The organism is Xanthobacter cornucopiae, from assembly GCF_043195065.2.
Taxonomy (GTDB): Bacteria; Pseudomonadota; Alphaproteobacteria; order Rhizobiales; family Xanthobacteraceae; genus Xanthobacter.
On record NZ_CM195531.1, the window covers coordinates 2,078,231 to 2,104,728 of the forward strand.

General features: G+C 64.2%; 19 protein-coding genes and 4 pseudogenes. 14 read left to right on the plus strand and 9 right to left on the minus strand.

The window, feature by feature from the left end:
- Positions 1–8 precede the first annotated feature (8 nt).
- The 8 genes and pseudogenes from V5F53_RS09305 to V5F53_RS09340 all read left to right on the plus strand — a co-directional run bounded on the left by V5F53_RS09305 (position 9) and on the right by V5F53_RS09340 (position 6,231).
- Positions 9–485: a toll/interleukin-1 receptor domain-containing protein gene (locus tag V5F53_RS09305; RefSeq protein ID WP_393998855.1), complete on the plus strand. Its 477-nt coding sequence runs from the start codon at positions 9–11 to the stop codon at positions 483–485.
- Positions 482–751, plus strand: coding sequence for a hypothetical protein (locus V5F53_RS09310; protein ID WP_509212993.1), 270 nt, complete (start codon positions 482–484; stop codon positions 749–751). The genes V5F53_RS09305 and V5F53_RS09310 overlap by 4 nt, the downstream gene beginning before the upstream one ends.
- A 40-nt stretch (positions 752–791) precedes the next feature.
- Positions 792–1,549: pseudogene (locus V5F53_RS09315) on the plus strand (IS5 family transposase).
- A gap of 73 nt (positions 1,550–1,622) precedes the next feature.
- Positions 1,623–2,376 (plus strand): IS5 family transposase gene (locus V5F53_RS09320; RefSeq protein WP_509212994.1). Its coding sequence is split into 2 segments (ribosomal slippage): positions 1,623–1,978 and positions 1,977–2,376, totalling 756 coding nucleotides; the frame shifts between segments, so codons are not numbered across the junction.
- 294 nt (positions 2,377–2,670) lie between these two features.
- Positions 2,671–3,060 (plus strand): TIR domain-containing protein, encoded by a 390-nt coding sequence (locus V5F53_RS09325; protein WP_393998830.1) that lies wholly within the window; start codon positions 2,671–2,673, stop codon positions 3,058–3,060.
- 3 nt (positions 3,061–3,063) lie between these two features.
- Entirely contained in the window at positions 3,064–4,050 is a 987-nt protein-coding gene (locus tag V5F53_RS09330) for a caspase family protein (protein ID WP_393998829.1), read from the plus strand.
- Between the two features lie 30 nt (positions 4,051–4,080).
- Complete coding sequence (locus V5F53_RS09335; protein ID WP_393998828.1) at positions 4,081–5,247, plus strand: S8 family peptidase; 1,167 nt, start codon at positions 4,081–4,083, stop codon at positions 5,245–5,247.
- Positions 5,248–5,256: 9 nt separating this feature from the next.
- A complete protein-coding gene (locus tag V5F53_RS09340; RefSeq protein WP_393998827.1) occupies positions 5,257–6,231 on the plus strand; it encodes a caspase family protein in 975 nt (324 codons plus the stop codon).
- Here the strand turns inward: V5F53_RS09340 and V5F53_RS09345 are convergent.
- Together V5F53_RS09345 and V5F53_RS09350 are read right to left on the minus strand one after the other, a co-directional pair.
- Positions 6,224–6,439: pseudogene (locus V5F53_RS09345) on the minus strand (IS481 family transposase); the annotation flags it as partial. The gene V5F53_RS09340 and the pseudogene V5F53_RS09345 sit on opposite strands and share 8 nt — an antisense overlap.
- A gap of 262 nt (positions 6,440–6,701) precedes the next feature.
- A pseudogene (locus V5F53_RS09350) lies at positions 6,702–7,848 on the minus strand (IS3 family transposase).
- A gap of 61 nt (positions 7,849–7,909) precedes the next feature.
- Between V5F53_RS09350 and V5F53_RS09355 the strand changes: the two are divergent.
- Positions 7,910–8,470: pseudogene (locus tag V5F53_RS09355) on the plus strand (DDE-type integrase/transposase/recombinase); the annotation flags it as partial.
- Between the two features lie 958 nt (positions 8,471–9,428).
- A complete protein-coding gene (locus tag V5F53_RS09360; protein WP_393998523.1) occupies positions 9,429–10,787 on the plus strand; it encodes a tyrosine-type recombinase/integrase in 1,359 nt (452 codons plus the stop codon).
- A gap of 343 nt (positions 10,788–11,130) precedes the next feature.
- On the opposite strand, the gene V5F53_RS09365 is transcribed toward V5F53_RS09360, so the two are convergent.
- The 4 genes from V5F53_RS09365 to V5F53_RS09380 are packed head-to-tail and all read right to left on the minus strand — an operon-like array spanning position 11,131 to position 15,028.
- Positions 11,131–11,709 carry an amino acid synthesis family protein gene (locus V5F53_RS09365; RefSeq protein ID WP_393998524.1) on the minus strand — a complete coding sequence of 193 codons (579 nt, stop codon included), beginning with the start codon at positions 11,707–11,709 and terminating at the stop codon, positions 11,131–11,133.
- Between the two features lie 48 nt (positions 11,710–11,757).
- Entirely contained in the window at positions 11,758–13,272 is a 1,515-nt protein-coding gene (locus V5F53_RS09370; RefSeq protein ID WP_393998525.1) for a class I adenylate-forming enzyme family protein, read from the minus strand.
- Positions 13,273–13,282: 10 nt separating this feature from the next.
- Positions 13,283–14,440: an acyl-CoA dehydrogenase family protein gene (locus V5F53_RS09375; protein ID WP_393998526.1), complete on the minus strand. Its 1,158-nt coding sequence runs from the start codon at positions 14,438–14,440 to the stop codon at positions 13,283–13,285.
- Positions 14,441–14,494: 54 nt separating this feature from the next.
- On the minus strand, positions 14,495–15,028 hold the full coding sequence (locus V5F53_RS09380; protein ID WP_393998527.1) for an acyl-CoA thioesterase: 534 nt from the start codon (positions 15,026–15,028) through the stop codon (positions 14,495–14,497).
- Positions 15,029–15,323: 295 nt separating this feature from the next.
- Between V5F53_RS09380 and V5F53_RS09385 the strand changes: the two genes are divergently transcribed.
- The 4 genes from V5F53_RS09385 (at position 15,324) to V5F53_RS09400 (ending at position 20,210) form a co-directional block, all read left to right on the plus strand.
- Positions 15,324–16,517, plus strand: a complete 1,194-nt coding sequence (locus V5F53_RS09385) for an ABC transporter substrate-binding protein (RefSeq protein WP_393998566.1) — start codon at positions 15,324–15,326, stop codon at positions 16,515–16,517.
- A gap of 142 nt (positions 16,518–16,659) precedes the next feature.
- Positions 16,660–18,630, plus strand: a complete 1,971-nt coding sequence (locus V5F53_RS09390; protein ID WP_393998528.1) for an ABC transporter permease — start codon at positions 16,660–16,662, stop codon at positions 18,628–18,630.
- Positions 18,627–19,391, plus strand: a complete 765-nt coding sequence (locus V5F53_RS09395) for an ABC transporter ATP-binding protein (protein ID WP_393998529.1) — start codon at positions 18,627–18,629, stop codon at positions 19,389–19,391. The genes V5F53_RS09390 and V5F53_RS09395 overlap by 4 nt, the downstream gene beginning before the upstream one ends.
- Before the next feature lie 75 nt (positions 19,392–19,466).
- Positions 19,467–20,210: an ABC transporter ATP-binding protein gene (locus V5F53_RS09400; protein WP_393998530.1), complete on the plus strand. Its 744-nt coding sequence runs from the start codon at positions 19,467–19,469 to the stop codon at positions 20,208–20,210.
- 16 nt (positions 20,211–20,226) lie between these two features.
- Here the strand turns inward: V5F53_RS09400 and V5F53_RS09405 are convergent, their stop codons facing one another.
- From V5F53_RS09405 to V5F53_RS09415, 3 genes are all read right to left on the minus strand, one after another.
- Positions 20,227–21,123, minus strand: a complete 897-nt coding sequence (locus V5F53_RS09405; protein WP_393998531.1) for a TetR/AcrR family transcriptional regulator — start codon at positions 21,121–21,123, stop codon at positions 20,227–20,229.
- 385 nt (positions 21,124–21,508) lie between these two features.
- Positions 21,509–21,763 carry a hypothetical protein gene (locus V5F53_RS09410; protein WP_393998532.1) on the minus strand — a complete coding sequence of 85 codons (255 nt, stop codon included), beginning with the start codon at positions 21,761–21,763 and terminating at the stop codon, positions 21,509–21,511.
- A 142-nt stretch (positions 21,764–21,905) separates the two neighbouring features.
- A complete protein-coding gene (locus V5F53_RS09415) occupies positions 21,906–26,366 on the minus strand; it encodes an autotransporter domain-containing protein (RefSeq protein WP_393998533.1) in 4,461 nt (1,486 codons plus the stop codon).
- Positions 26,367–26,498: the final 132 nt, after the last annotated feature.

Consider the following 26,498-nt stretch of genomic DNA (forward strand, 5'->3'; position numbering starts at 1 on the left):
CGGGCCACTTGAAGATCTTCATCTCCCACCAGAAAACAGACTCGGCGCTCGCGCTGGGCATCTCGTCGCGTCTGAAGCTACAACACGGAATCGACAGCTACCTCGACGTGATCGACCCCGAGACACCGGGCGCAGGTGACGATCTTGCCGACCTCATCCGGGCGAGGCTCGGCACCTGCACGCAGCTCCTCGCCGTGATTTCCCAGGCGACGCGCACATCTTGGTGGGTGCCTTGGGAGATCGGCGTCGCGAGCGAGAAGGAGTATCCCCTGGCAACCTACTCAGGCGGGGGCGCCACGCCACCCGAATACTTGCGCAAGTGGCCGTATCTGCGCAGCGACATGGATCTAGACCACTACGCGATGGCATCGAAGACCGCGAGCAGGGACTTCGCCACGAAGCGCGCGTACCTGAACGAGTCGGCCGCACGAGCGAGGTCAACGAAGGAATTCTACCGTAGCCTCAGAGGGAACCTGGGCCAATGACGTTACCGGGTAGCGTCGGCGTCTCCGGCCACCAGGCCCGGACGGGCATCGACTGGGAATGGGTAGCTAAGAGCGTCGGCGGCGCGCTGCGCGAGAAGGCGCCCGTGTCGCGGGCATTCTCGTCGCTTGCCGCTGGCAGCGACCAAGTGTTCGCCGAGGAGGCGCTGGCGCAGGGCATACCCGTCACGGCCTTTATCCCCTTCCCTGGCTACGAGCGTTGCTTCACCGAGGGCCTAGGGCGTGGCCCCATAAATTTGCGCGTCTGAGCGTATCGTGATTCAAGCTCCCGAACTGGGAGCCTGACAGATGCGCCGCCACGAGCTGACCGACGAGGAATGGGCGATCATCTCGCCGCTGCTGCCGAACAATGTGCGCGGCGTGGCGCGGGTGGATGACCGCCGAGTGATCAACGGCATCCTCTGGCGCTTTCGGACCGGTGCGCCGTGGCGGGATGTGCCGGAGCGCTATGGACCACGTACAACCCTCTACAACCGTTTCGTGCGCTGGCGGGCCGCGGGGGTCTGGGACAAGTTGCTGGAAGCGGTCTCGGCCGCCTATGACGGGGACATCGTCATGATCGACAGCTCCTGCGTTCGCGTTCACCAGCACGGCGCCGCGATCAAAAAGGGGGCGATGACGATCGTTGCATGGGACGCTCCCGGGGTGGACTGACTACGAAAATCCACGCCTTGGTCGATGCGGAGGGCCGTCCGATTCACCTCCTGCTCACCGCAGGGCAGGCCGGCGACGCACCGGCGGGGCGCGAACTCCTGGCCCGGCTCGCACCCGGCGGCATCCTCCTCGCCGACAAGGCCTATGACACGGACGCCATCCGCACTGAAGCGGCGGAACGCGGCGCCTTTGCCAATGTGCCGCCACGTGTCATCCGAAAGCGAACCTTCGCCTTCAGCCCTTGGCTCTACCGCCAGAGAAACCAAATCGAGCGCTTCTTCAACCGCATCAAGCAGATGCGCGGCCTCGCCACGCGCTACGATCGCCGTCCGGACAACTTCCTCGCGGCCCTCAAGCTCGCTGCCGTCCGAATCTGGATCAATGCGTTATGAGTCCGCTGCCTAGGCTCAGGACCTATTAATTGAGCTGCGGGTGTGATTCACAGTTTCCGTTGAGGAGGCTGCGATGGGTGATTTGTTCCTGTTGAGCGCGCGCCAGATGGCGAGGATCTCGCCGTTCTTTCCTCTGGCCCATGGGGTTCCGCGGGTGGATGACCGGCGGGTGGTGAGCGGCATCGTCTACGTGATCCGCAACGGCCTGCAGTGGAAGGATGCGCCGAAGGACTACGGTCCGCACAAGACGCTCTACAACCGCTTCATCCGCTGGAGCCGGCTCGGGGTGTTCGACCGCATCTTCGCCAGCCTCGCCGGCGAAGGGCCCAAACCCGATCGGGTCATGATCGATGCCACCCATCTCAAAGCCCACCGCACTGCGGCGAGCCTCTTAAAAAAGGGGCTGTTCCCCGTCGTATCGGGCGCACAAGGGGGGCCTGAACTCCAAGCTCCACACTGTCTGCGACGATAAAGGCCGGCCGATCATCATGCTCTTGTCGGAAGGCCAGATGAGCGACCACAAGGGCGCCCGCCTTATCCTTGATGCCTTGCCGCCGGCCAAGAGTCTGATCGCCGATCGGGGTTATGACAGCGCCTGGTTCCGGGACGCGCTCGCCGCCAAGGGGATCGCGCCTTGCATTCCATCATCCAGGAGCCGCAAGCGACCTTTCGCCTATGACAAGGCCCTCTACCGCCAGCGACACAAGGTCGAGAACCTATTCGCCAAACTCAAGGACTGGCGCCGCATCGCCACACGCTACGACCGGTGCGCCCACACCTTCTTCTCAGCCATCTGCATCGCAGCCACCGTCATCTTCTGGCTCTGATTAGTGAGTCCTGAGCCTAGGCAGATACCGCGAGCTACTGAGCCGGTGCGAGCGCGTGGTGCTGGACGGCGCCTCGTCAGACCAGGAAGCATTCATGGAGGCCGGTCGTCGCGTCGCCGACAACTCCGCAACGCTGATCGCGATCTGGGACGGGAAGCCTGCCGGGGGGGTACGGAGGCACCGCCGATGTGGTCGCCTACGCACTCTGCCGCGGTTGCAGCGTTATCCACATCAACCCTATCTTGCGCACTGTGGGTGAACTGAAGCCGAACCACATCCCGCTTGGAGGAAAGCTTGGCTAAAACTCGCGTGTTCATCAGCTTCGACTACGACCACGACTCGTTCCTGAAGACGGCGATCGTCGCCCAAGCCAAGAACGAGGACAGCCCGTTCGAATTGGCCGACTGGTCGATTAAGGAGCACATCGACGATAACTGGAAGGCAAAGGCCCGCACCCGAATCAAGTCGGTCGACGTGGTCTGCGTGGTCTGCGGAGAACACACCCACACAGCGACCGGGGTCAGCGCCGAGCTAAAGATTGCACAGGAGGAGATGGTTCCCTACTTCCTCCTAAAGGGCTACGCCGACAAGACCTGCACGAAGCCCAAGGCGGCGCTAGCTGGTGACAAGCTCTACAATTGGACTTGGGACAACCTGAAAATCCTGGTCGGCGGGGGCCGCTGAAGGATGAAGAAGGCACTCGTCATCGGCATCGACGACTACCCCTCAGCCCCGTTGCAGGGCTGCGTCAACGACGCAACCGCCGTTGCGCAACTGCTGGAGGTGCACGGCGACGGCTCGCCGAACTTCTCTGTCCGCCTCCTGACCAGCAACGACTTGGAGGTGAACAGCGATGTCCTTAGCCAAGCGGTGGCGGAGCTTTTCCGCGGCCACGCCGAGACGGCGCTCCTCTATTTCGCAGGGCACGGCATCATCAACCCGGACACGAACGCAGGCTACGTCGTGAGCCGCGACGGCCGCAAGGGCGCCTGGGGGATGTCCCTCTCTGAGATCCTCGGCCTCGCCAACGGCGCGCATCCCCGCATCCAGTCCAGCGTCATCATCCTCGACGCCTGTCACTCGGGTTACGCAGGCGAGGTCGCTGGTCTCCCTGCAGGAGCCGCGTCGCCGATCGGAACGGGCGTCACCATCCTCACCGCGAGCGAGCGCGACGGCGAGGCGGCGGAGGGCCTACGTCACGGTCTATTCACGGAGATCCTCATCGACGGCCTGCAGGGCGGGTGTTCGGACATCCTGGGCAACATAACGCCTGCGTCGCTCTACTCTCACGTTGACCAGACGCTCGGCCCGTGGGAGCAGCGGCCGCTCTACAAGGCAAACGTCCAGTCCTTCGTGACGCTCAGGCAGGTCGCTCCCAAGGTCCCACCCGACGTCCTGCGGCGCCTTCCGACCTACTTTCCAGAGCGGGCTTGGGTCTACCCGCTTGACCCTTCCTTCGAAGAGGACCGCCGCAATGTGCCCGAGCTTGACCTCATCCCGGTCAACCCCGAGAACGTCCGGATCTTCAAGGAGCTCCAGAAGTGCAACCGGCATGGTCTCGTCGTGCCGGTCGACGCGGAGCACATGTACTACGCCGCGATCAACTCGAAGGGCTGCCGGCTCACGGCTCTCGGGGCGCACTATCGCAAGCTCGCGGAAATGAAACGGCTGTGAGTCGAGCAAGTGCTGGGGGGGGTAGAACCGATGAAGCGCTACGCTATCCTTCGCGTCGAGGACGCTAGGCCGCGGGTGCGCGGGCCCAATCCGGCAGTTCTCGGTACGAATACCGGAACTGCTAAGATCAGCCTCGAACAGCTCGCGGAAAAGGAGGCAGCGGAGGCGGCAAGCGATCCCGCAACGCGAGCGCTCGCGCCGATCATGCCGACGCGCCTCATCCAGCCCTACGCGGCCGGCGATAAGGTTGACGAGGCCAACTGGGGCATCGCCGCCGTTGGGGCCGCTGATAGTTCCTGCTCTGGAGCTGGCGTGACTGTCGCCGTGCTCGACACGGGCATCTACGCTGGGCATCCAGCGTTCGCTGGCGTTAACATTGTCCAAACAGACTTCAGTGGATCCGGCGACGGCGACCAACAGGGCCACGGCACGCACTGCGCCGGCACCATCTTCGGGCGCGATCTGACGGCAGGGAAACGGATCGGGATTGCGCGGGGAATCCGGCGCGCGCTGATTGGAAAGGTACTGAGTGATGATGGCGGCGGAGAGTCCCAGTGGCTTTTCGACGGCATGCTGTGGGCGATGAGAAGCGGGGCGAATGTGATCTCGATGTCGCTCGGGTTCGACTTCCCCGGCATGGTCGAAAGCCTGATCGCGAAAGGCTGGCCGCCCGCCCTGGCCACCTCGGCGGGCCTCGAGGCCTATCGTGGCAACCTGCGAATGTTCGATGCGATCATGGCTGTATTCCAGGCCCAGTCTGCCCTCGGACCAGTGCTGATCGTAGTAGCTGCCGCGGGTAATGAGAGCCGACGCGACCAGAACCAAGATTTTCGCATTGCCGCTTCTCTTCCTGCGGCGGCAAATAATGTGGTGTCGGTCGCCGCGGTTGGACGCAACGCTTCCGCGTTCGGCGTCGCCCCCTTCTCGAATACTATGGTGACCGTCGCGGGGCCCGGCGTAGACATCCTCTCCGCTTGGCCCGGCGGCGGGCTGCAAGCGCTCAGCGGGACGAACATGGCGTGCCCGCATGTAGCAGGCGTCGCCGCGCTCTGGTGGGAGGCCATCCAGAAGACTGGCGTGACTCCGACGGCCAGCAATGTCGTGGCGCGCATCCTAGCAGCCGCACGTCGCGACGTCCTTGCGCCCGGCATTGAGGAGATCGATGTAGGGCAGGGCCTCGTGACGGCGCCACGGTAGCGAATCAACGTGTCGCAGCGTCGCGCGCTCATCGTAGGCATCAACGACTACGCATCTGCGGAGTGTCTGTCTGGCTGTGTAGCGGACGCGGATGCGATGGCCACCCTGCTTGAGCGCAACGAGGATGAGTCTGTTAACTTCCGTTGCCGCAAGTTTACAAGTGCCAACGGCGTAATGGTGACAACGTCCGAGTTGCGCTGCGCTCTCCACGGGCATTTTGACCAAAACTTCGACGGCGACGCCCTGTTCTACTTCTCGGGCCATGGCGCGGCCACCAGCCTCGGAGCACATATTCTGACCTACGAAGGGGCCCGTTACACACCGGGTCTTCCCATGCGGGAGCTTGTCGACCTTGCGAATCGGTCGAGGGCACGCAACGTCTTCATCCTGCTCGACTGCTGCTATGCTGGCGCCGCGGGCAGCGACTCAGAAGTAATCGGATCCTTTGAGAACGAGGCCAGGCTACGGGAGGGGGTGACCATCCTTGCCGCCGCGCGCCCACGGCAGGGCGCCCACGAAGTGGCGGGCCACGGCGTCTTCACCCGCCTGGTGCTAGCGGCTCTATCGGGTGGCGCCGCCGACATCAGGGGCCGTGTTTCCACCGCCGGAATCTACGCCTACGCCGAGGCTGTCCTCGGTGCCCTCGACCAGCGCCCGATCTACAAGTCGCATGCGGCGACACTTGAACCCGTACGCCTCTGCCGACCGACCGTTCCAGACGAGGAGCTTAGGAGGCTGCCGGTCTATTTTGCCACGCCGATGCCTGACTTTCGGCTCGATCGGTCCTATGAAGAAACGTTTAACGACGTGGCGGTTCCCGAGCACGTCTCAATCTTCAGGGCATTAAAGCGGCTCCAGACCGCCGGCTTGGTCCGTTGCGAGGTGGGCCATGACCTCTACTGGACTGCAGCTCGATCGGAGCAAGTGTTCCTCACGCCCTTGGGCAGGCTCTACTGGGAGTTGGCCGCAGCAAACCAAATCTAGCCTGCTCACCGCGATCCGCTTTCGGCAGGCGCGAGATGCCATTGCGCTGGAGGCAACGATGTAGCGAGAAGCCCGTCAAATGCGGGATAACGTCCTTCAGGGCAAGGAAGACATCATGCAGCGGCAGGGGAGCTTGGACCTGGAGCGCAGCGATCGCAGCCTCTTCGACGGCCGGCAGGACGGAGCTTCGGCGCTCTTTCGGCCCCATCGCGTGTCTTTCAGATGGCGATAAACATAACCGAATCGTCAGGTAAATAGGTGAACGCCGTCAAACCGATCGTCCCGCCCCCCTCGGCCACGCAGTCCGCAGCGATTACACCTCAGCATAGCCATCAATTTCGGCGAAAAATGCCTGATGCATCGACCTTAGCCTAAGGGAACTAGGAACTCCTGCACCTCGGTTCGGGCACCTAGAACGATTTCCGTTCATAATGGCTCATTGAGCTGCTGCCGATTTTGTGGACAGGGAGTTAAGCTAGCATAGCGCGGGCTTCGAACTCCATGGGGCTGAGGTACCCCAGTTTCGAATGCCGCCGACGCGGGTTGTAGAAGCGCTCGATGTAATCGAAGACATCGGCACGGGCTTCGTCGCGGGTGCGATAGAGCTTGCGGGCTGTGCGTTCGGTCTTCAGCGTTGAGAAGAAGCTCTCCATTGCCGAGTTGTCCCAGACATTCCCGGCACGGCTCATCGAGCAAGTGATCTCATTGTCAGCCAGAAGCCGCTGGAACTGCTCGCTTGTGTATTGCGATCCCTGGTCCGAGTGATGAAGCAGAGCGTCGGCCTTGCCACGTCGCAGACCGCCATCATCAGCGCATCCATGACCAGGGAGGCATCCCGCTCGGCCTTCATGGACCAGCCAACGACACGCCGGGAAAACAGGTCGAGGACGGCAGCGACGTAAAGCCAGCCGTCCGCGGTCCAGATATAGGTGAAGTCAGCCAACCACTTCAGGTTTGGCCGGTCGGCCTGGAAGTCGCGGTCGAGAATGTTATCGGCGATGACCGCGCGTTCGCCGTCATCCTTCGGCTTGCCACGGCGCCTGGGCCGCGCCCTCATGGCATTGACCCGCATCAGCCGTTCGATCCGGTGCAGCCCGCAGGCCAGCCCCTCTTCCAGAACATCGCGCCAGACACGGCGCGCGCCGTAGGTCCGGTCGCTGGCCCTGAAGCTTGTTTCGATCGCCATGACGAGCTTCGCGTCATGGATCTCGCGGGCTCTGGTCGGGCGATTGAACCAGGCATGGAAGCCTGAGCGCGAGACCTCCAGGACCTTGCAGAGCCAGCTGACCGGCCAGATGTGGCGGTGTTTGGCGATGAAGACGAACCTCATATCGCCTCGCGCGCGAAAAAAGCCGCGGCCTTCTTGAGGATGTCACCCTCCGCACGCAGCCGCGCGACCTCTTTCTTCAAGGCTGCAATCTCGGCCAGGTCGGCCCGCATCTGCCCGTTCCCAGGAAACGCTGTCGCCGGGGTCGCGGTCAGCTCCCGCATCCAGCGGCGCAGCACGCTCTCCGCCACATCAAGGTCACGGGCCGCCTGCGCTACCGAGACACCCCGATCCGTCACCAGCCTGACGGCCTCGACTTTGAACTCGCGGCTGAATTTCCGCCTCGTCATATCCTCTCTCCAGGTCCTTGGTCACGATCTTATCTTCGTGTCCACGAAACCGGCAGCAGCTCACATCGACATCGCCGAGGTGCAGACGGCGGAAGGTCAATTGCATCTGTATGTCGGCATCGACCGCACCTCGAAGTTCGCCTTTGCCCGACTCGTCGACAAGGCCACCACGGCGACGGCACGCGCTTTCCTTGATGCGCTGGTGGCTGCCGTTCCCTACAGGATCGCGATCGTTCTGACCGACAACGGCATCCAGTTCGCCGACCTGCCGAAGAACCGTTCCGGTCCGACCGCCATGTGGCGCGGGCATCCCTTTGATCGCGCCTGCCAGGCCCACGGGATCGAACACCGGCTGACGAAGCCCAGGCATCCCTGGACCAACGGGCAGGTCGAGCTTCTGTCCCGCACGATCAAGGAGGCGACCGTCAAGCGCTTCCACTATGACGGCCACGACCAGCTCCGAGCCCACCTCGAAAGCTTCGTCGCCGCCTACAACTTTGCCCGTCGCCTCAAGACCCTGAAAGGCCTCACGCCCTACGAATTCATCTGCAAACGATGGACCTCAGAGCCAGAACGATTCACGCTCAATCCAATCCACCAAATGCCGGGACTAAACACCTAGCATTTGAGGGCCCAGCATCGCCCGATCGCAGCGGCGCGTGCCGACAAAACGGTGCAAATGGCTTGAGCCGGCAAAATCCCATCAACGGCGAAGCGCTGAGTGAAGGTTTGAAACCGCCTGTGGCTTGTACTGCCAATCTATCCCCAGAACACCGAGAGCGCGGCATTGGGAACTAAGTACCTAAAAATATGGCAACCCGGGAGGAGTCCAAACTCCGACCTCGGCTGTCGGAGTACGCGCGGGCCGTGAGCAGACAGAACGAACAGCCGCTTTGGATCACCTTTGCCCTTGCAAGCAGGGCTACTCCCTTCGGCCCGATCGTTAGGGTTCGACAAATCCTGAAGTACAATCCCGTTGGAAGCGGAGAGGGGAGCCCCTGCTGCGGTTGCTGTGCCCGTCATTCAGAGCGGCGGGATAGCGCCCTCCCTTGCACGACGCATCTGTCACAGAGAGTGTTCAGATAAAAGACGGAAGCTGTCCCGGTGCTTGTAAAGGAAGACCTGATCACCGCGCGAGGCATAGGGGATCTACCGACCGCGTGGCACGCAAGAGACCGTGGGAGCCAGGGGCGCCAAGCCGCGCGGCTCATACCCTGTCGAATTTTGGAGCAGACGGGATTCGGATGCAGGTACGAGCCGCGCCACGCCCCTGCCAAGGCGTGCCAATCAGCTTCCAGCACGAGGACAAAAACGGGCGCCTGCCACCCAAATGTCAATACAACCCTTAATTGAAATGGCGCACCCGACACGATTCGAACGTGTGGCCTCCGCCTTCGGAGGGATTACTGGTAGCTCCGTCGAAATCACGATGGAGCGCGAGATGATACGCTATCATACTGTTGTTGAAAAAGAATTTGTGGCACCCGCTAGCCCAGGCTACGCTTCCCCTCGCTACCACTTTCTTCCCGTTGCTTACGTGGTGCTTACGCGAAACGGGGCGACCGGGGCGGAGGATCTCCATGGCTAAGCTCACCAAGAGGGCCGTCGATGCCGCGGAAGCCGGCGCCAAGGACTACGTGATCTGGGACGATGAGCTCCCTGGTTTTGGCCTCCGGGTTTTCACGTCCGGAAGGCGAAGCTACGTCCTTCAGTATCGGTCGGCTGGCCGATCGCGCCGGTTCACGATCGGGCTGCACGGAGTGTGGACACCGGAACGCGCGCGCCAGGAAGCCAAGGCGCAATTGGGCCGGATCGCGCAAGGCGACGACCCGGCCGAAGAACGGCTGCTCGATCGGAAAGCACTCACAGTCAAGGAACTCTGTGACCTCTACCTTGCCGATCTGCAAGCGGGTCTCATCCTCGGAAAGGGTGGCCGCTCCAAGAAGCCGGGCACGATCGCCTCCGATCTCGGCCGCATCCACCGTCATATCGTTCCCCTCCTCGGCTCGCGTCGCGTCAGGGACCTGACGAAAGCCGACATCACGAAGGCCATGAAGGACATCATGGCAGGGAAGACGCGTATCACCGTCATGACGAAGAACCTGCGCGGCAAGTCCATCGTGAGAGGCGGCGCCGGCACAGCCACGCGGACAATCGGTCTGCTCGGCGGCATCCTCACCTATGCGGTCGAAGCCGGGGTTATCGAAACGAACCCGGCACACGGCGTGCGGCGGCCGAAGGACAATGTCCGCGCCCGGCGGCTGAGCGAAGCCGAATATCGCGTCCTCGGCGACCTTCTCAAGGCCGCAGCCGAGAACGAGAGCTACCGGATGTCGGTCGAGATCATCCGCCAGATCGCCCTCACCGGCTGTCGGCGCATGGAGATGGTCACGCTGCAATGGGATGAAGCCGATACGGATTGCAGTTGCCTGCGCCTGAAGGATAGCAAGGAGGGAAGCTCCGTCCGACCCATTGGGTTACCCGTGGTGGAATATCTAGAGAGGCGCCGGAAGGACGCGATCGGAGAGCACGTCTTCCCGGGCCGGGGCGGCGAGAGCGCGTTCGGCAGCTTTCCCAATCACTGGAGGAAGATCTTCGCCAACTCGCCCTTGGCCGATGTCACCCCTCACATCCTGCGCCACAGCTTCGCCAGCGTCGCGAACGATTTGGGTTTCACCGAGGTCACCATCGCCGCTCTGGTCGGCCATGCGAAGGGGTCGGTCACTAGCAACTATATCCATACGCTCGACACCGCCCTGATCATGGCAGCAGATACCATCTCTGGTTACATTCAGGGGCTGCTCGACGGGATTGAGTTCAAACAGACCGCCTATGCAATCGACCGAGGCTCCCGGAAAGCCGCGCTGGTCCAGTTTCTACAAGGAGCCTCGATCTCTCCGAGCACAGCCACAACGCGGGGGCAACATGTCGGGCCATAAGCTCAATGGTCCTCACATAGTCGATCGTTACCGGACCGCGGGCGATAGCCGTCTGTTGATCCCCGGAGCGCAACATACAGCGACCATCAGCGCCGCCCTTCCCTCTTCTTCATCCCGCCAACGATATTGGTGGATGCAGGCGCATGTACTTTTGATCATCACTGCGTCAACCACTACAGTTGTTCGGCGCCAGCCAAACAGCGGTCTGGAACCCCGGACCATCAGGCCACCGAGGCCGGCAATTTCGTATGATGTCAACGAACCCACGGCACTTTAAATTCGAACCAGAACATTCAGCGGTGGCCGGGGAAGCCATACGCTCAGGTCCGGCGGGGGTCTTCGATCAACGCTGGCCATCGTGCACGCTGACCGCCTCCTTCTGCAGGCCGCCCAGTCGGGAATGGACGCGCCCGCCGGTGCCCATGGCCAAGGCGAACAGGATCTCGTTGGGGCGCGGTGCGTCCTGGAGGCCCACTTCAATGCCATTGAAGTGACTTCGCACATAAGCAGCGTGAATGTAGTGGAGCGGCATCATCATCCGATAGCCGGCGCTCGCCACCGCTTTCACCGACGGAACAATGGCTTTTGGCTGGTCAAGGGCCTCCCGCATGGCCCAGCCTCCCGCTTCGTGCCATACGGCACCGTGCTCCAGCTCACCATGAATGCCGACGATGGCCGCCTTGCCATAAACCTCCACAGCCTCCTTGCCCCAGAGCTGGGTGAGCTCGTCCGCCAGCTCCCGGCCGAGCGGACGCAGCGCTGCCATGAAGGGGGTGATGTCCTCCTCATAGCGGCCGGCATAGGGATTTTGAACGACGGCGGTGGCGACGGCCAGCCGCAACGGTGTCGAGGCCACCGGTCCTCCATCGTGCCAAATGGTCTCAATCGCAAGGCACCGCTTGCGCACCTGAACAAGACTCATGATCGTGTGTTCTCCCCCTGCGAGATACGCTGCAGTGTGCGCCTCATCTCAAATCAACTGGCGCTTCAGGACCTTACCCGCGGGACTGATGGGCAGATCGGCGCGGAACTCCACCTGCCGCGGGATCTTGTAGGTCGCGAGGTGCTGTTCGCAGAAACCGGTCACGTCATCGGCCGTCAGCTGCTGGCCGGGCTTGAGGACGATGACCGCCTTCACCTGCTCCCCGAGAACCTCATGGGGCGCGCCGACGACCGCCACCTGGGCCACCTGCGGCAGCCGTGCGATCAGGCTTTCCACCTCGGTCGACGCGATCTTGTGGCCGCCCGATATGACCTGATCACGGTCGCGCCCGACGATGAAGTAATGTCCATCGGCATCGCTATAGGCGAAATCGCGGGTCCGGAACCAGGCGCCGTCGAAGGCCGCGGCGGTGCGCTCGGGGTCCTCATAATAGCCCGGCATCAGCCGCTCCGAGCGAACCAGGAGTTCGCCGGCAACGCCGGGCGCGGCCGGCGCGCCATGATCGTCGATGATCTTGACTTCGGCACCCGGAACCAAGGTGCCGACAGAACCCAAAGGCGGAATCCCCTGCTCGGTGGACAGATCGAACGAGAAAATCGGCGTGCACTCGGACAGCGCATAGTAATCACGCAGGCGCACGCCCAGAGCGGCATGGAAATCTTCCTTCGTCTGCGGCGTGATCGGCGCGCCCGACGCCGCCATCATGCGCACCGAGGCAAGATCATAGCGCCGGCCCGTCTGGCGGACGTGTTCCAGCATCATGGCATACATGGTGGGCACGCCGACCATGTAGGTGGCACGATGGCGGACAATGCCCTCCAGCACGCGGACCGGGTTGAACTTGGGGAAAAGCAGGATGGTCGCCCCCGCCGAGAGTGCCACGAACGAGGCTGAGAACAGGCCGAACGTGTAGGACAGCGGCAAGGCGCAGACCGAGATGTCACCGGGCGTGATGGCCCAGCGCTCTTGCAAGGCCGAAGCGGAGAGCACCTCCATCTGATCCGTGGCGACGACACCCTTCGGCTGCGCCGTCGTGCCGGAGGTGTGGATGACCACGGCCACGTCAGCCGGTCCGCGAACCGGAAAGGGGCCCTCCACCGGCTGCCCATCGGCCTCCCCGGTCAGCGTCTCCAGGGACAGGTCGGCACCGATCCGAACACCCGCCGCCCGCGCGGCCTCGACCTTCGCCTGCAGCGCTTCAGCCGTCAGCATCAAGACCGGTCGAGAATTGGCGATAATATAGGCGACCTCCTCGACCGACAGCTCCGTGTTGATCGGAAAGAAGGTCGCCCCGCAGCGCAGGGTCGCCAGATAGACCACGTAATAGTCCGGGCTGTTGGGTGCCAACAGGCACACATGATCGCCGGGCTTTACACCCCGGTTCATGAGGGCATGGGCCATGCGCCTGGAGGCCGCCGCCAGTTCCCCATAGGTGATGACCTGATCATCGAAGAGGATCGCCGGATGGGAAGGATTGCGGGCCGCATTCGCGTCGATGCGGGTCAGGGCCGTTTCTTCAGCCGGCATGTTGAGCATCTCCATCTCAGCCCCCTCACAAGCCGATGGCCTGCGCATCGCCCTTGAGAAGGCGACGGGCGATGACCGTCCTCTGGATCTCGTTCGACCCTTCGGTGAGACTGAAATACGGCGCTTCGCGATAATAGCGCTCGGCGGGAAAGTCCGAGACGAAGCCAGAGCCGCCGTGAATGCGCACACAGTTCAGCGCCACTTCGGCACACACCTCACCCGCGAACAGCTTGGCCATGCCCGCCATCATGTCGGAGCGCTGACCCTGTGCCTTGAACTGGGCCGCCTCATGCACCAGCGCGCGGGCGGCCGCCGTCTTGGCCGCCATGTCCGCCAGCAGGCCCTGAATGGCCTGATGCTGGCCAATGGGCTGGCCGAAGCTGGAGCGCTCGGCCGCATAATCCACGGACGCCTTCAGCGCCGAGCGCGCGAGCCCGACCGCGCTCGCCGCCATGGCGATGCGGCCCGTTTCCAGTGCATCCAGCATCTGGGCCAGTCCCGACCCTTCCACCCCACCCACGAGATCATCGGCGGAAACGATCACATCATCGAAGTTCAGCTCCGTCACATCCACGTGGCGGTGGGCCATGGTGCGCGCATGCGCGCCGACGCTGAAGCCCGCGCGCCCCTTCTCGATGACGAACAGGCTGAATGCGGACTTGCCGCTGCCGGTGCGGGTGAGGACCACCACGGCACCGGCCCGCTCGCCATTGGTGATGAAGATCTTGTTGCCGCGCAGGCGATAGCTGCCGTCCGGCTGGCGCGTCGCACTGGTGCGGATGGCCTGCAGGTCCGAGCCGCCCGACGGCTCCGTCAACGCAATGGCGACGCGCAGTTCGCCGGTGGCCATGCGCGGCAGCAGCGACGCGCGCTGGGCCTCGGTGCCGTACTTGGCGAGGATGGAGGAAGCGGAGCAGTGGCCGTTGATGAAGCAGTTCAGCGTCGTCCAGCCATAGCCGAGCTCCTCCATGAGCTTGGCATAGGTGGGGATGTCCAATTCCAGCCCGCCATAGGCCTGCGGCACACAAATGCCGAACAGGCCGAGATCCGCCAGCCCCTTCACGACGTGGCTGGGATAGGCCTCGTCCGCTTCCAGCGCCTGAGCTTTGCCAAGGACTTCCCGTTCGACAAACCGGCGCACACCTTCCACGACTTCGACATCATAGCCTTGAACAGACGCCATTTTCCGATCCAATCCAATTTCTGCCATCGCAAATTCGAGCCCGCATAAGCGTGTTCAGGCTCCCCGAGCAGGCCCTTGCGCAACCTCGCGCCCTTCGGCGCCCACCTCTGCCTGAGCCAAAGACCAAGCCGCGCACCGCGCCTGGTAGAGCTCCACCCGCGCCGCGATCTCCGCCGGCACCGGCATGGCCTTCATGAGGCTGGGCGCGATGAAGCTCACAGTGAAGCGCCCGGAGAAGCATGGCCGCCCCGCGCGCAGCATCCCCCGCACCCGGAAGGTCAGTGACGAACGGCCGAGGCGCTCAACGAAGACTTGCGTGACCAGATCATCCCCCGGTCGGAGCGGGGCCTGGAAATCCAGCTCAGCATGAACGAAGGGGCAACTGATATCGTACTCTGTATTTAGTACGTAAAAGCTTGCACCCGCGATGGAATCAAACCACGCATCGATCGCATCGATCGCATAGTCGAAAAATCGAACTGTATACACGATTCTCGCAGCATCCGCTTCACCGAAACCGATGCGTCGCGGCATGGAAAATGGAGCGTCATCAGCCATTTCCATCAGCTTTATGGATGTTTTTTTCATACTTTTATTTTCTTCCCCAATTCCATAACCGCCCGATTTCCACCGCCGACATCGCTGCCACGCCGCCCGCGTGACCGCAGAGCCGCCGCCTCCGGGGCGGGCGATGGAGGCTGCAAGGGGGTCTTGACGGAGGCCGCATGTCCGGCGACAAAATTACCTTGTCGAATTCATGTTCGACAAGTTATCTTGCATATCGCCGGCCTTCGGTCAAGGCAACTCAGGCGTCATTGAGGACCTGAGGCGGCCACATAAAAATCCATCCAGAAGGACAATTATAATGTCATTTCAGTGCATTATGAGGGCGGCTCTGCTCGCTGGCTGCACCGTGTTTGCCGCCGCCACGGCCCAGGGCCAAGAGCCGCTGAAGATCGGCGAGATCAACAGCTATAAGGCGCAACCGGCCTTCCTCGAGCCCTACCGGAAGGGCATGGAGCTGGCGGTTGAGGAGATCAACGCCGCCGGCGGCGTCGACGGACGCAGGATCGAGCTCGTCATCCGCGACGACAACGCCAATCCGGGCGATGCCGTACGGCAGGCCGAAGAGCTTGTGTCTCGCGAGAAGGTGCAGATGCTGGTCGGCGGCTTCCTGTCCAATACCGGCCTTGCGGTGTCGGACTTCGCCAAGCAGAAGAAGGTGGTTTATCTGGCCGGCGAACCGCTCACCGATCGCCTCACCTGGCAGGGCGGAAATCGCTACACCTTCCGCCTGCGGCCCGGAACCTACACGCAGGCCTCGATGCTGGTGCCGGATGCGGCAAAGCTCAACAAGAAGCGCTGGGCGGTCGTGTATCCCAACTACGAATACGGGCAATCGGCGGCGGCCGCGTTCAAGACGCTGCTGAAGGCGGCCCAGCCTGATGTGGAATTCGTGGCCGAACAGGCCACCCCGCTCGGCAAGGTCGACGCGGGCAGCGTGGTCCAGGCGCTGGCGGATGCCCAGCCGGACGCCATCGTCAACATGCTGTTCGGCGCCGATCTGTCAAAATTCGTGCGCGAAGGCAACACCCGTGGCCTGTTCAAGGACCGCGCCGTTGTGAGCATTCTCACCGGCGAGCCGGAATATCTCGATCCCCTGAAGGGCGAGGCGCCCAATGGCTGGATCGTCACCGGCTACCCCTACGCCGGCATCGATACGCCCGCCCATAAGGCATTTCTCGATGCCTATGAGTCAAAGTTTAAGGACTACCCGCGCCTCGGCTCCCTGGTGGGCTACACCATGATCAAATCCGCCGCGGCCGGCCTCGCGAAGGCCAAGAGCACGGATTCCGAAAAGCTGGTGGATGCGTTTGAAGGCCTGGAGGTGGAGATGCCGCTCGGCAAGATCAGCTTCCGGCCGCAAGATCATCAGTCCACCATGGGGGCCTTTGTCGGCCAGACCCGTAACGTGGATGGCAGGGGCGAGATGGTGGACTACCGCTATCTCAGCGGCGCCGATCCGAAGTTTCAGCCGCCCGCCGACCAGATTGAGAAGTCCCGCGCGGCCCAATAGCGCCCCGCCATCCCTCGGAGCACGCCCGGCGCCGCGCCGCTGGCCGTGCTCCGCCCCTCAAAACATCTCTTGAAATGACAGGCTCTCGCCCGGTTGATGCTTTTCACCCGGAAGGAGAGCAGCTGAGAAAGAACAATGGAAGATGAGCTTTTCCGGTTTGATCGTCCAGCTTCTGAACGGGCTTGCATCCGCCTCGTCATTATTCCTGGTGGCGGCGGGGCTATCGCTCATTTTTGGCGTGACGCGGATTGTCAATTTCGCGCACGGCTCGTTCTTCATGGTTGGAATATATGTCGCCTACAGCCTGGCGGAGCTGCTCGCCGGCGTGGGCTGGGGCGGCATCGGCTTCTGGCTGGCGCTGCCGGTCGCGGCCATTGCGGTGGCCGCCGTCGGCGCCAGCATCGAGATCGTGCTGCTGCGACGGATCTACAAAGCGCCCGAGCTGTTCCAGCTCCTGGCCACCTTCGCGCTGGTTCTCATCATCAAGGACGCGGTTCTCTACCTTTGGGGACCCGACGAACTGCTGGGTCCACGCGCTCCGGGTCTGAGCGGGGCCGTGGAGATTCTGGGGCGCAGCTTCCCAAGCTATGATCTGTTCCTGATCATCATCGGACCGCTGGTTCTCGGCGCGGTGTGGCTTCTGCTGGCGCGGACCCGCTTTGGAACCCTGGTGCGCGCAGCGACCCAGGACCGGGAGATGGTGAGTGCGCTCAGCATCAATCAGGCCTGGCTCTTCACTGCAGTGTTCGCCATCGGCTCCCTGCTGGCGGGGCTGGGCGGCGCCCTGCAGCTTCCGCGGGAGCCGGCCACCCTGGAACTGGACATCAACACCATCAGCTCCGCTTTCGTGGTGGTGGTGGTCGGCGGCCTCGGCTCCCTGCCCGGCGCCTATGTAGCGGCCCTGCTGATCAGCGAGATCAAGTCGCTGTGCATCTGGCTCGGCGTGGTGAACATCGGCGGCTTTTCGTTCTCCTTCGCGAAGCTCACCTTGGTGGTGGAGTTCGTGGTGATGGCCGGGGTTCTGGTCTGGCGCCCGTGGGGCCTCATGGGCCGGCCGCAGGCACCGAGCCGCTATCTCGGTATGCAGGAGGAGCCCCTGCGGCGGTCCGGCCCTGGCTATGCGGCCGCGGCAGCAGCCGCGGTCGTGGCCCTGGCGCTGCTGCCGGTTCTGACACCCGACTCCCCCTACACCACGGTGCTGCTGATCGATCTGCTGATCGCCGCGCTTTTCGCCGCCAGCCTCCATTTCATCATGGGTCCGGCCGGCCTGCACTCCTTCGGCCACGCCGCCTATTTCGGGCTTGGCGCCTACGGCGCCGCCTTGCTGGTCCGCGCGGGCGGGCTGCCCATGGAGGTGGCGCTGGTGCTGGCGCCGCTGGTGGCGGGGCTTGGAGCCCTGGTGTTCGGCTGGTTCGCCGTTCGCCTCTCCGGCACCTATCTCGCCATGCTCACCCTCGCCTTCGCGCAGATCACCTGGGCGATCGTCTACCAGTGGGACAGCTTGACCGGTGGCAGCAACGGGCTGACCGGGATCTGGCCGCCCCAATGGCTGGCCGCTAAGCAGAATTACTACTGGCTGACGCTCCTTATCACCGCTCTTGGCGTCTGGTGGCTGCGGCGGGTCCTGTTCTCGCCCTTCGGTTACACCCTGCGCGCGTGCCGGGATTCCGCCGTGCGCGCCGACGCCATCGGCATCGACGTGAAGCTCCAGCAATGGATGGGCTTCGTGCTGGCCGGGCTCGTCGGCGGTGTTGCGGGCGCGCTGTTCGCCTTCTCCAAGGGGAGCATCTCGCCAGAGGCTCTGGGCGTGGGCCGATCCGTCGACGGACTGGTCATGGTGCTGCTGGGCGGCATTCAGACCCTGGCGGGGCCGGTGGTCGGCGCCTTCACCTTCTCCTGGCTCCACGATGCGGTGGCCCGCAACACCGATTATTGGCGGGCCATGCTTGGCGCCATCATCCTGCTGCTGGTGCTGGCCTTCCCACAGGGCATAGCCGGCGCGGTCAAGGAGATCGCCGATCGGTGGCGCGGCCGTCGCGATGACATGGTCGCGGACGAACTGGCGCAACATCCAATGCAGGCCGCCGCCGCCAATGGGGAGACGGAGCGATGAGCGCTTTGACAGTGACGGGCCTCGGCAAGTCGTTCGGCGGCGTGGATGCGGTGGCCGGCATCTCGTTCGAGCTGAGGAGCGGCGAGCTGCTCGCCCTCATCGGCCCCAACGGAGCTGGTAAATCCACCACATTCAACATGATCAACGGACAGCTGAAGGCCGATTCCGGCTCGATCCGTCTCGACGGCGTCGAGCTGGTGGGGCGCAAGCCGCGCGAGATCTGGCGGCTGGGCGTGAGCCGCACCTTCCAGATCGCGGAAACGTTCAGCTCGTTGACCGTGGTCGAGAACGTCCAGATGGCGTTGCTGTCGCAGCGGCGCAGGCTGTTTGCCATGTGGCGGCCGGCCGCCGATGAAGAGCGAGACGAGGCCCTGGCACTGCTGGATCGTGTCGGCATGAAGGCGCAGGCCGATCGCCCCTGCAGCGTGCTCGCCTATGGCGATGTGAAGCGGGTGGAACTCGCCATCGCGATGGCCAATGCCCCCAAGCTGCTGCTGATGGACGAGCCCACCGCCGGCATGGCGCCCGGCGAGCGCAATGCGCTGATGGCCCTGACCAAGCAGCTGGTGGTGGAGCGGGGCATGGCAGTGCTGTTCACCGAGCATTCCATGGACGTGGTGTTCGCCTATGCCGATCGCATGATCGTGCTCGCCCGCGGCCGGCTGATCGCCGAAGGCCGCCCGCTTGAGATCCGCGACCATCCCAAGGTGCAGGAGGTCTATTTCGGCACCGGAAAGACGTTCGAGAAGCCGGGCCGCTGACACGCGCCGTCCGCCGCCCCTCCCCGCCATCGAACCGACCGGCGCGCCGCCCGCACCGGTCATTTACGGAAAGCCATGCACGTGAACGACACTGCCGAAACTCTCCTCGAGGCCAAGGGCCTTTGCGCCTGGTACGGTGCCGCGCAGATCCTCTACGACGTGGACATCGAAGTCCGGCGTGGTGAGTTGGTCGCCCTGATGGGACGCAATGGCGCCGGCAAGTCCACCACCCTTAAGGCGCTGATGGGCATGCTGGCGAAGCGCAGCGGCGCCATCCGCTTTTTCGGGCACGATATTTCAACGGCGCAGCCCTATCAGGTGTCGCGGCTCGGCCTCGGCATCGTGCCCGAGGATCGCCGCATCTTCAGCGACCTGACGGTGATGGAAAATCTGGAGGTGGGACGCCAGCCGCCCCGCACCTGGCCGGATGGCGCAGACGCGCCCCGATGGACCGCCGAACGCCTGTTCGCCCTGTTCCCGAACCTGGGTGAGATGCCCCGGCGGCTGGGCGGCCGCATGAGCGGCGGCGAGCAGCAGATGCTCACCGTCGCCCGCACCCTCATGGGCAATCCGTATCTGGTTCTCTTGGATGAGCCCTCCGAGGGCGTCGCCCCGGTGATCGTCGAGCAGATGATCCACATGATCCTCGAACTCAAGGCGCAGGGCGTCTCGATCCTGCTCTCCGAGCAGAACATGCACTTCGCCGAATTGGTGTCCGATCGCGCCTATGTCCTTGAAAAGGGGCAGATCCGTTTCCATGGGACCATGGCGGAACTGGGCGAGAACGAAGAGATCCGGCGGACCTACCTGACCGTTTGAGCCCGTCGCGGCGGCGTTATCCGGGCGCGGGCTTCGGCTCGCGCTGGTGGCCGTAGCCGAAGATGATGCGGATCAGCTCACGGCCGATCTCTTCGGGCGTGAGGCGGCCCTTCTGGTACCAGACCGAGGTCCAGTTCAAGGCGCCCAGCAAAGCGAGGCGGAGCAGGGTCCGGTCCGCCTCCGGGTGAAGCGGGAGCTGATCGATCTGGCGGCGGAAGCGCTCTTCATAGGCCGCGCGGTCGGCATCGATCTTCTTCTGCAGCTTGGCATGGAGCTGCGCGCCCGTATCCACGCGAACAACCACCGCCAGTTCGCTGCGATCGAGCTGAAAGCGCACCGCTGCCGCACAGGTTTCCTCCAGGCGCCGCCAGGGGTCGTCATAGCGGGCGGCCGTTTCGTCCATGGCCTCGATCACGCGCTTGATGCCCAGCTGGTGGACCGTGGCGAACAGATCCTCCTTCGATTTGAAGTGATAATACAGGGATGCTGGCTGGATTCCGGCAGCCGCGCAGACCTCCTTCAGCGAGGCGTGCGCATAGCCCTTCCGCGCGAACACCTGCGCCGCCGCCAGCAGGATGCGCTCACGCCGGACCATGGCGGGGTTCTCATCGCTGTTGCGGGCCTCGGCGACCAGCTTCCTGTTGCGGCGCTCGCGCTTCAGCAGCGCCTGCTCCTCGGTGGACAACACCGCCTGCGCCTTGCCGCCGAGGGCCTTCGATTTCGCCATCAGACGCTGGTAGCCAGTCTCCAGCCCGTTCCGCTTCCAGATATTGCGCACGGTGGACGGCGACACGCGATGCCCGAGCTTGCCGAGTTCGGATGCCACCGAAAACTGCCCCAGCTCCGGGTGTTCCTGGGCAAAATTCAGAACCAACTCCTCGATGGTGCCACTTGGCGACTTGGGTGGGGTCATGGGGGGACATCTTGGTTCAGGTGCGAGACGCAAGGTGCGTTCTCGGAGAGGTGCATATAGCCTATCGGCTGATCCGATTCGTGGGCAGGCCCTTTCCAACATCTGAACTGATAGGCGGATGCCCCTCCCACGAGCTGAATTGATGGGGTGGATGCGGCCGACGGGACGCAACATCGGCCCGAGCACATGACGCCAATTCGGCATTTGCCACCACCTCACCTGCGACGACACTGATGCCCAGACGGGGCTGTTCTGCATTGAGCGACCGACATCACGAACCGGTGCGGGCGATCGGCCGAGCCACGGCTCGGACCCAAGCGGTGCCACGCCGCTCGGCCTACGCTCTGCCCCTATGCGAGCCATGCGGGGAACGGCCGCCCTCACGCTACGGTAAGCATTTTGGGTGCGATCGCCACCAGGACAACACCATGTGCGTGACGATGGGCTGCATAGTGCTGCGCTCGCCCACGATCCATCCACGCGGCTTCAGCCCGCTGCGCAAAATCTCCGCGCTCGTCAATGGCGCGCCAAGGCAACCGACATCCGCGTCAAAGGAGAATGCCAGATGGATCGGCCCTTTCAGCGGGGCCTCGCGCGTTTCAGGCAAAAGCTCCGGGACGACGCCGTTCAGCTCCTTCATGTCGCAGGGCACCGTGCCCGTAGGAGGCACATGCCGGGCGCGCGCTGCCTTCCGAGCACAGGGGGCCCCTTCGGGAAGAGCCGCTTCAATTGTGCAATGGCTCGGCCTTTCAGGAAAGGCCGATGATGGTCGGATCGCCGGTCTAAAATTGCACCTTCAGATTTGCATTGAATCCATTCTCCATGACCCCGTCGCCGAACTGGCCCGTATAGGCGGCGCCCAGCGTGGTTCCGGTGCCGACCTTGAGATCCAGCCCAGCCTCCAGGATGGCAGCGTTCTCCGCGACGGGAACGCCGGCCACCGTGAAGGCGTCGGAGCTCAGGAAGGCCTGCGTCACGGTCGGGGTGATATCGCCGAAAGCATGACGCCAGCCGATCGCTCCGCGCAGGATGGTATCCAGGCTGCCAACCGTAACCTGCCTCGATGCCCTCAAGCCCAGCATCGAGAAGGTGGTGTCCATACCGGTGCCGCCGGAGGACAGGGCCGCCGCCCCGCCCTGCTCAAGATAGGAACCGGTGTCGAGATTGACATAAGCGAGGTTCGCATAGGGCTCGAAGGACGCATAAGCCGTGTCGATGCGCCAGCCGAGCTCGCCGAAGGTCTGGAACGTGCCGGCATCGTAATCGGCAGAGAGGCTGTCGGCAAAACCGGAGAAGGCAACCGAACGCGCGGTCGAGATGTCCTGCCACGTATAGGCAAGACCCGTGCGCAGGGCGAGCGCGCCCCATGTCTTGCCGCCGTAAAGACCGACGTGCCAATTGTCGCTGCTGCCGGAGGAACTGCGATCAGCCACCGAAAAGTTGGTGGTGCTGTAGCCGCCGGCCAGCCCGAGCCGCCATCCGTCACCAATGATGGCATCGGCGCCGATCAGGAAGCCGCCGGTGGAATCCGAGAGCCCGGCAGCGTTGCCGGTGCCATCGAAACGGCCCCAGTTGCCAAACCCGGTGGTCCAAAGGGCGAAGCGCTCGACGGGCGCGTGTGACCCCTTCACCGGCATGCTGAGATCCGCCGCCGTCTGGGCAGACGATGGCGCCGCATAAGCGAGGCCACCGGATGAGGTCTCGACCACGCTCACCGAGCCGGCGGCCGACGCGCCGACAGCGCCCTGGGCGGCGCGCAGACGGTCGATCAGCGCCGCGCGGATCAGGCTGCTCTGTTCCATGAACATGCTCTGGGCGGACGCATGCACTTCGCCCGACAACTGCCCGAAGGCCGCGCGAGCCTCCTGCGCCGACGGCAGGAACAGAAGGGCATTGTATAGGGCCAGGGGCGCCCCGGACTGGGCCAGCGTGTCCAGGGCGGAGGCGGTGGCAGACTGGTTCGCCGTCCACGCCACGGAGTTGAACACCGACGGCGCGGCCCCACCGCTCCCATTCGCGAGTTCGATGGTCAGGGTGACAGCGCCATCCTCTTCCGAGGTTCCTGCGGCGAGAAAGACCGAGCCCGTCTCGATGGCCCCGAAGCTACCTTCGACGCCGCCCACAGCCGTGAGGATGATGGCGCTCCGGCCATTCTGATAGCTGACCGTCGGATCAAGCGCGGCCAGCGTCAGGCTTGCCCCGTTGAGAGCCGCCTGGCCGCTGACTTGGATCAGGTCGCTCGCTCCATCGCCAGCGAGTTCGACCTCATAGGTGGAGCCGGCGGCGAAGACGATGTCGCCGGCCACGTTCAGCGTGCCGGTCGAATTGCCCGGCGCGATGACGGCTCCGTCGGCCAGCGTCACGGACCCCACCGTGCCGTTGCCGCCCAGCGTGGCGCCGGAGAGGACCGACACCGCGCCACCCAGCGTGCCATTCACCGCCAGGCGGCCGGCCTCCACCTGTGTCAGCCCGGAGAATCCCGCGCCATCCCCCGTATAATTGAGGGACCCGGTACCGGTCTTGGCGAAGGTGCCCTCCCCCGTCAGCGTGCCGGCATAGCTTGCCGCCGTGCCGGCATTCAAAAGGAGGATCGCGTCGCTGCCGATCGCCACGTCGCCGGCGAAGGCCGTTGCCTGTGCCGCAAGGCTGCCCTCCTGAATGTCCCAGTCAACGGTGGAGCGGCCTGACAGCACCAGCGCGCCCGTCCCCTGCTTAGCCAGCGTTCCCTCGCCGGAGATCGAGCCCGAGAGTTCGAGTGCGCTGTTGCCCGCAACGTCGAGGCTGCCGAGCGTCTCCACCTCCACGTTCCGCGCCGAGGTGAAGCTCGCGGTCGTCGCCAGCGTGCCGCCGGCAAAGGTCAGCCCACCAGACGCGGCGCCGAGATTGGTGTCTGCCGACACCTCCGCCCGACCGGCGCCGAAGGTGGTGCCACCCGCATAATCGTTGGCGCCCGAGAGCACCAGCGTTCCGGCCCCCTGCTTCACCAGCCCGCCGGCACCGGTGATGGTGCCGGTCAAGGCCAGAGCCGTGCCATCGGCGACGTCGAACGTTCCGGTGCCGGCCAGGCTGACGTCCCGGGCCGTGGCGAAGCTCGTGGTGGTGGCCAGCGTCCCGCCGTAAAAAGTCAGCCCGCCGGATGCCACGCCGAGATTGGCATCCACGGACACCTCAAGGGTGCCGGCCAGCAGCCGCGTTCCGCCGGAATAGGTGTTTGTGCCACCCAGAACCAGGGTGCCAGTGCCGGTCTTGTCGAGACGCGCGTCCCCGGTCAGCTCGGCATTGACGGTCGCCGTGAGGCCCGCATCGACCAGAATGGCGCTGGAAGAGCCGGTGAGCTGAATGGCGCCGGGACCATTCAGCACGTAGCCATCCGTGCCGAACTGCAGCCCGGCGACGGACACGTCCTCGGCGACCGTCACGGTGCTCGTGGCTCCGGAAAAAACCGCCGTCAGCGCCCCCCATGTGGCGCTCGTTGCCCCGAACGGGTCGGTCCAGTTGGTGGAGGAGGCATCCCACGTGCTGGTGCCGCCATGCACCACGCCGTCCGCCGTGGTGGTCTCCCCGTTCCAGAACTGCAATCCGTCCTGGCTGACGACGAGGTTGACCTCACCGCTGGTCGAGAGATCGACCGTGTAGTTGTAGCCGGCCGGGCCGCTGGCCACCAGAAGCTCGCTGTCCGCCGTCAGCGAGGCATACTGGAACAGCGTGTAGCTACCGACGCCGAAGCCGCTGAGGGCGTCGATGTGAAGTTGTCCGTCCAGGGTAAGCGCATTGCTCACCTCGACGAGATCGTTCACCCCCGCACCCGTCACGCCCGGCGTCGCGAGTTCAAAATCCAGGATCGAGGCCGCATTCAGAGCCAGACCGTTGACGCTCAACGTGCCCACGCCGTTGCCCGGGGCCAGTGTGCCGCCGCTGGCGATCGTCACGAGGCCTCCGATCGATCCCGAGCCGCCCAGTTGCGCACCGGAAGACACAGAGACAGCTCCGGCCACGAAGCCCCGACCATCGAGCCCGACGATCAGCGTCCCGGCCGCGACCGTGGTGAGGCCGCTATAGGTATTCATGCCGGTGAGGGTCAGCGTTCCCGCGCCCAGCTTCGTCAGCCCGCCGGAGCCCAGCGGCAGGCCGGGATCGTCCTTGACCATCGCGCTGATGCCGATGTCGAAGCCGTTGGTGTCGATGAAGGCACCGCCACTCTGCACAAGGATGTCGCCGGCCTGAAAGCCCGATAGGAAATCCGCCTGGTCGCCGCTCGCCTGCACAATCCCGCCGTCGAACACGAGCTGCGCCGTGCCCGGCCCTGCAATGACCTGCCCGGTGGTCAACCGACCCTGCCCCTCCGTAGCGCTTCCGGCAACGGTGATTGTCCCCGAGACACCCTTCATCCCGGAAATGTTCGCGCTTCCAGTCGTGACCTGCCCACCCTCGTCGACGGTGAGCGCGCCACCGCCCCCATAGGCCACATAAAGAGCCTCGCTTCCGAGAGTCCAGGTCGACCCGCTGCCAGTCACCGTCACCAGGCTGGAACCGCCGCCGCTGGCGCCGATGTAGCTCGTGGCGCTCGTCACGAGGCCGCCGTCTTCGACGGAAAGCATGGCCGTTCCGCCATTGCCCAGCACGAACAGGCTGCTCCCGAGGTCCCAGGTGGAGCCGCTCCCGGTAACGGTGACCTGGCCGACGGAGCCGGGCATATAGCCGACATAGGTCTGCGTACCGCCAGTCACCTGCCCGCCATCCTCGATCGTCAGAATACCGGTGCCGGAATCGCCCACGGTCAGGCTGCCGGACGTCCCGAGGTTCCAGGTCGACCCGTTGCCGCTGACAGTCACGGTGCCGTCCGCGTCCCCGCCCACACCGATGATTGCCATGGCATTACTGGCGACCTGACCACCATTCGTAAGGGTCAATGCGCCCGTGCCAGTATTGCCCACATGAAGATCACCGGAGACCGTCCAGGTCGGAGAGGTGGCGCCGGACGGGGTCGCGTCGCCGGTGGCGAAGACGGACTGCGCCTGCGCTGGAGCGATGGCAAAAGCGAGGTCGATCACCCCGGCAAGGCCGGGAACAGCAACGGTGAGCAGCAACGCCTCGCGAACATGCTTCAATCGCGTTCGGCGCTGGGGGTGCACAACGCGAGCCGCATCGAGCCGTCCGCAAAAAGGTGCAGGCCCGGTTCCGGCCTCGTTACGGAGCCCGTCGCCCTGCGCCTGCCACCGTTCGCCGGCGTAAACCTGCTTCATCGTTCCAATCCCTGTCATGCGACGCCGTCGCGTCGGCTCGCGGTTGTCGAGACGACCCTCGTGACGTTGTGAGAGCCGCATGCGGATCGGCCGGTGATCACATCAAAGGGGGTGATCGCGCCCCTCCGCGCT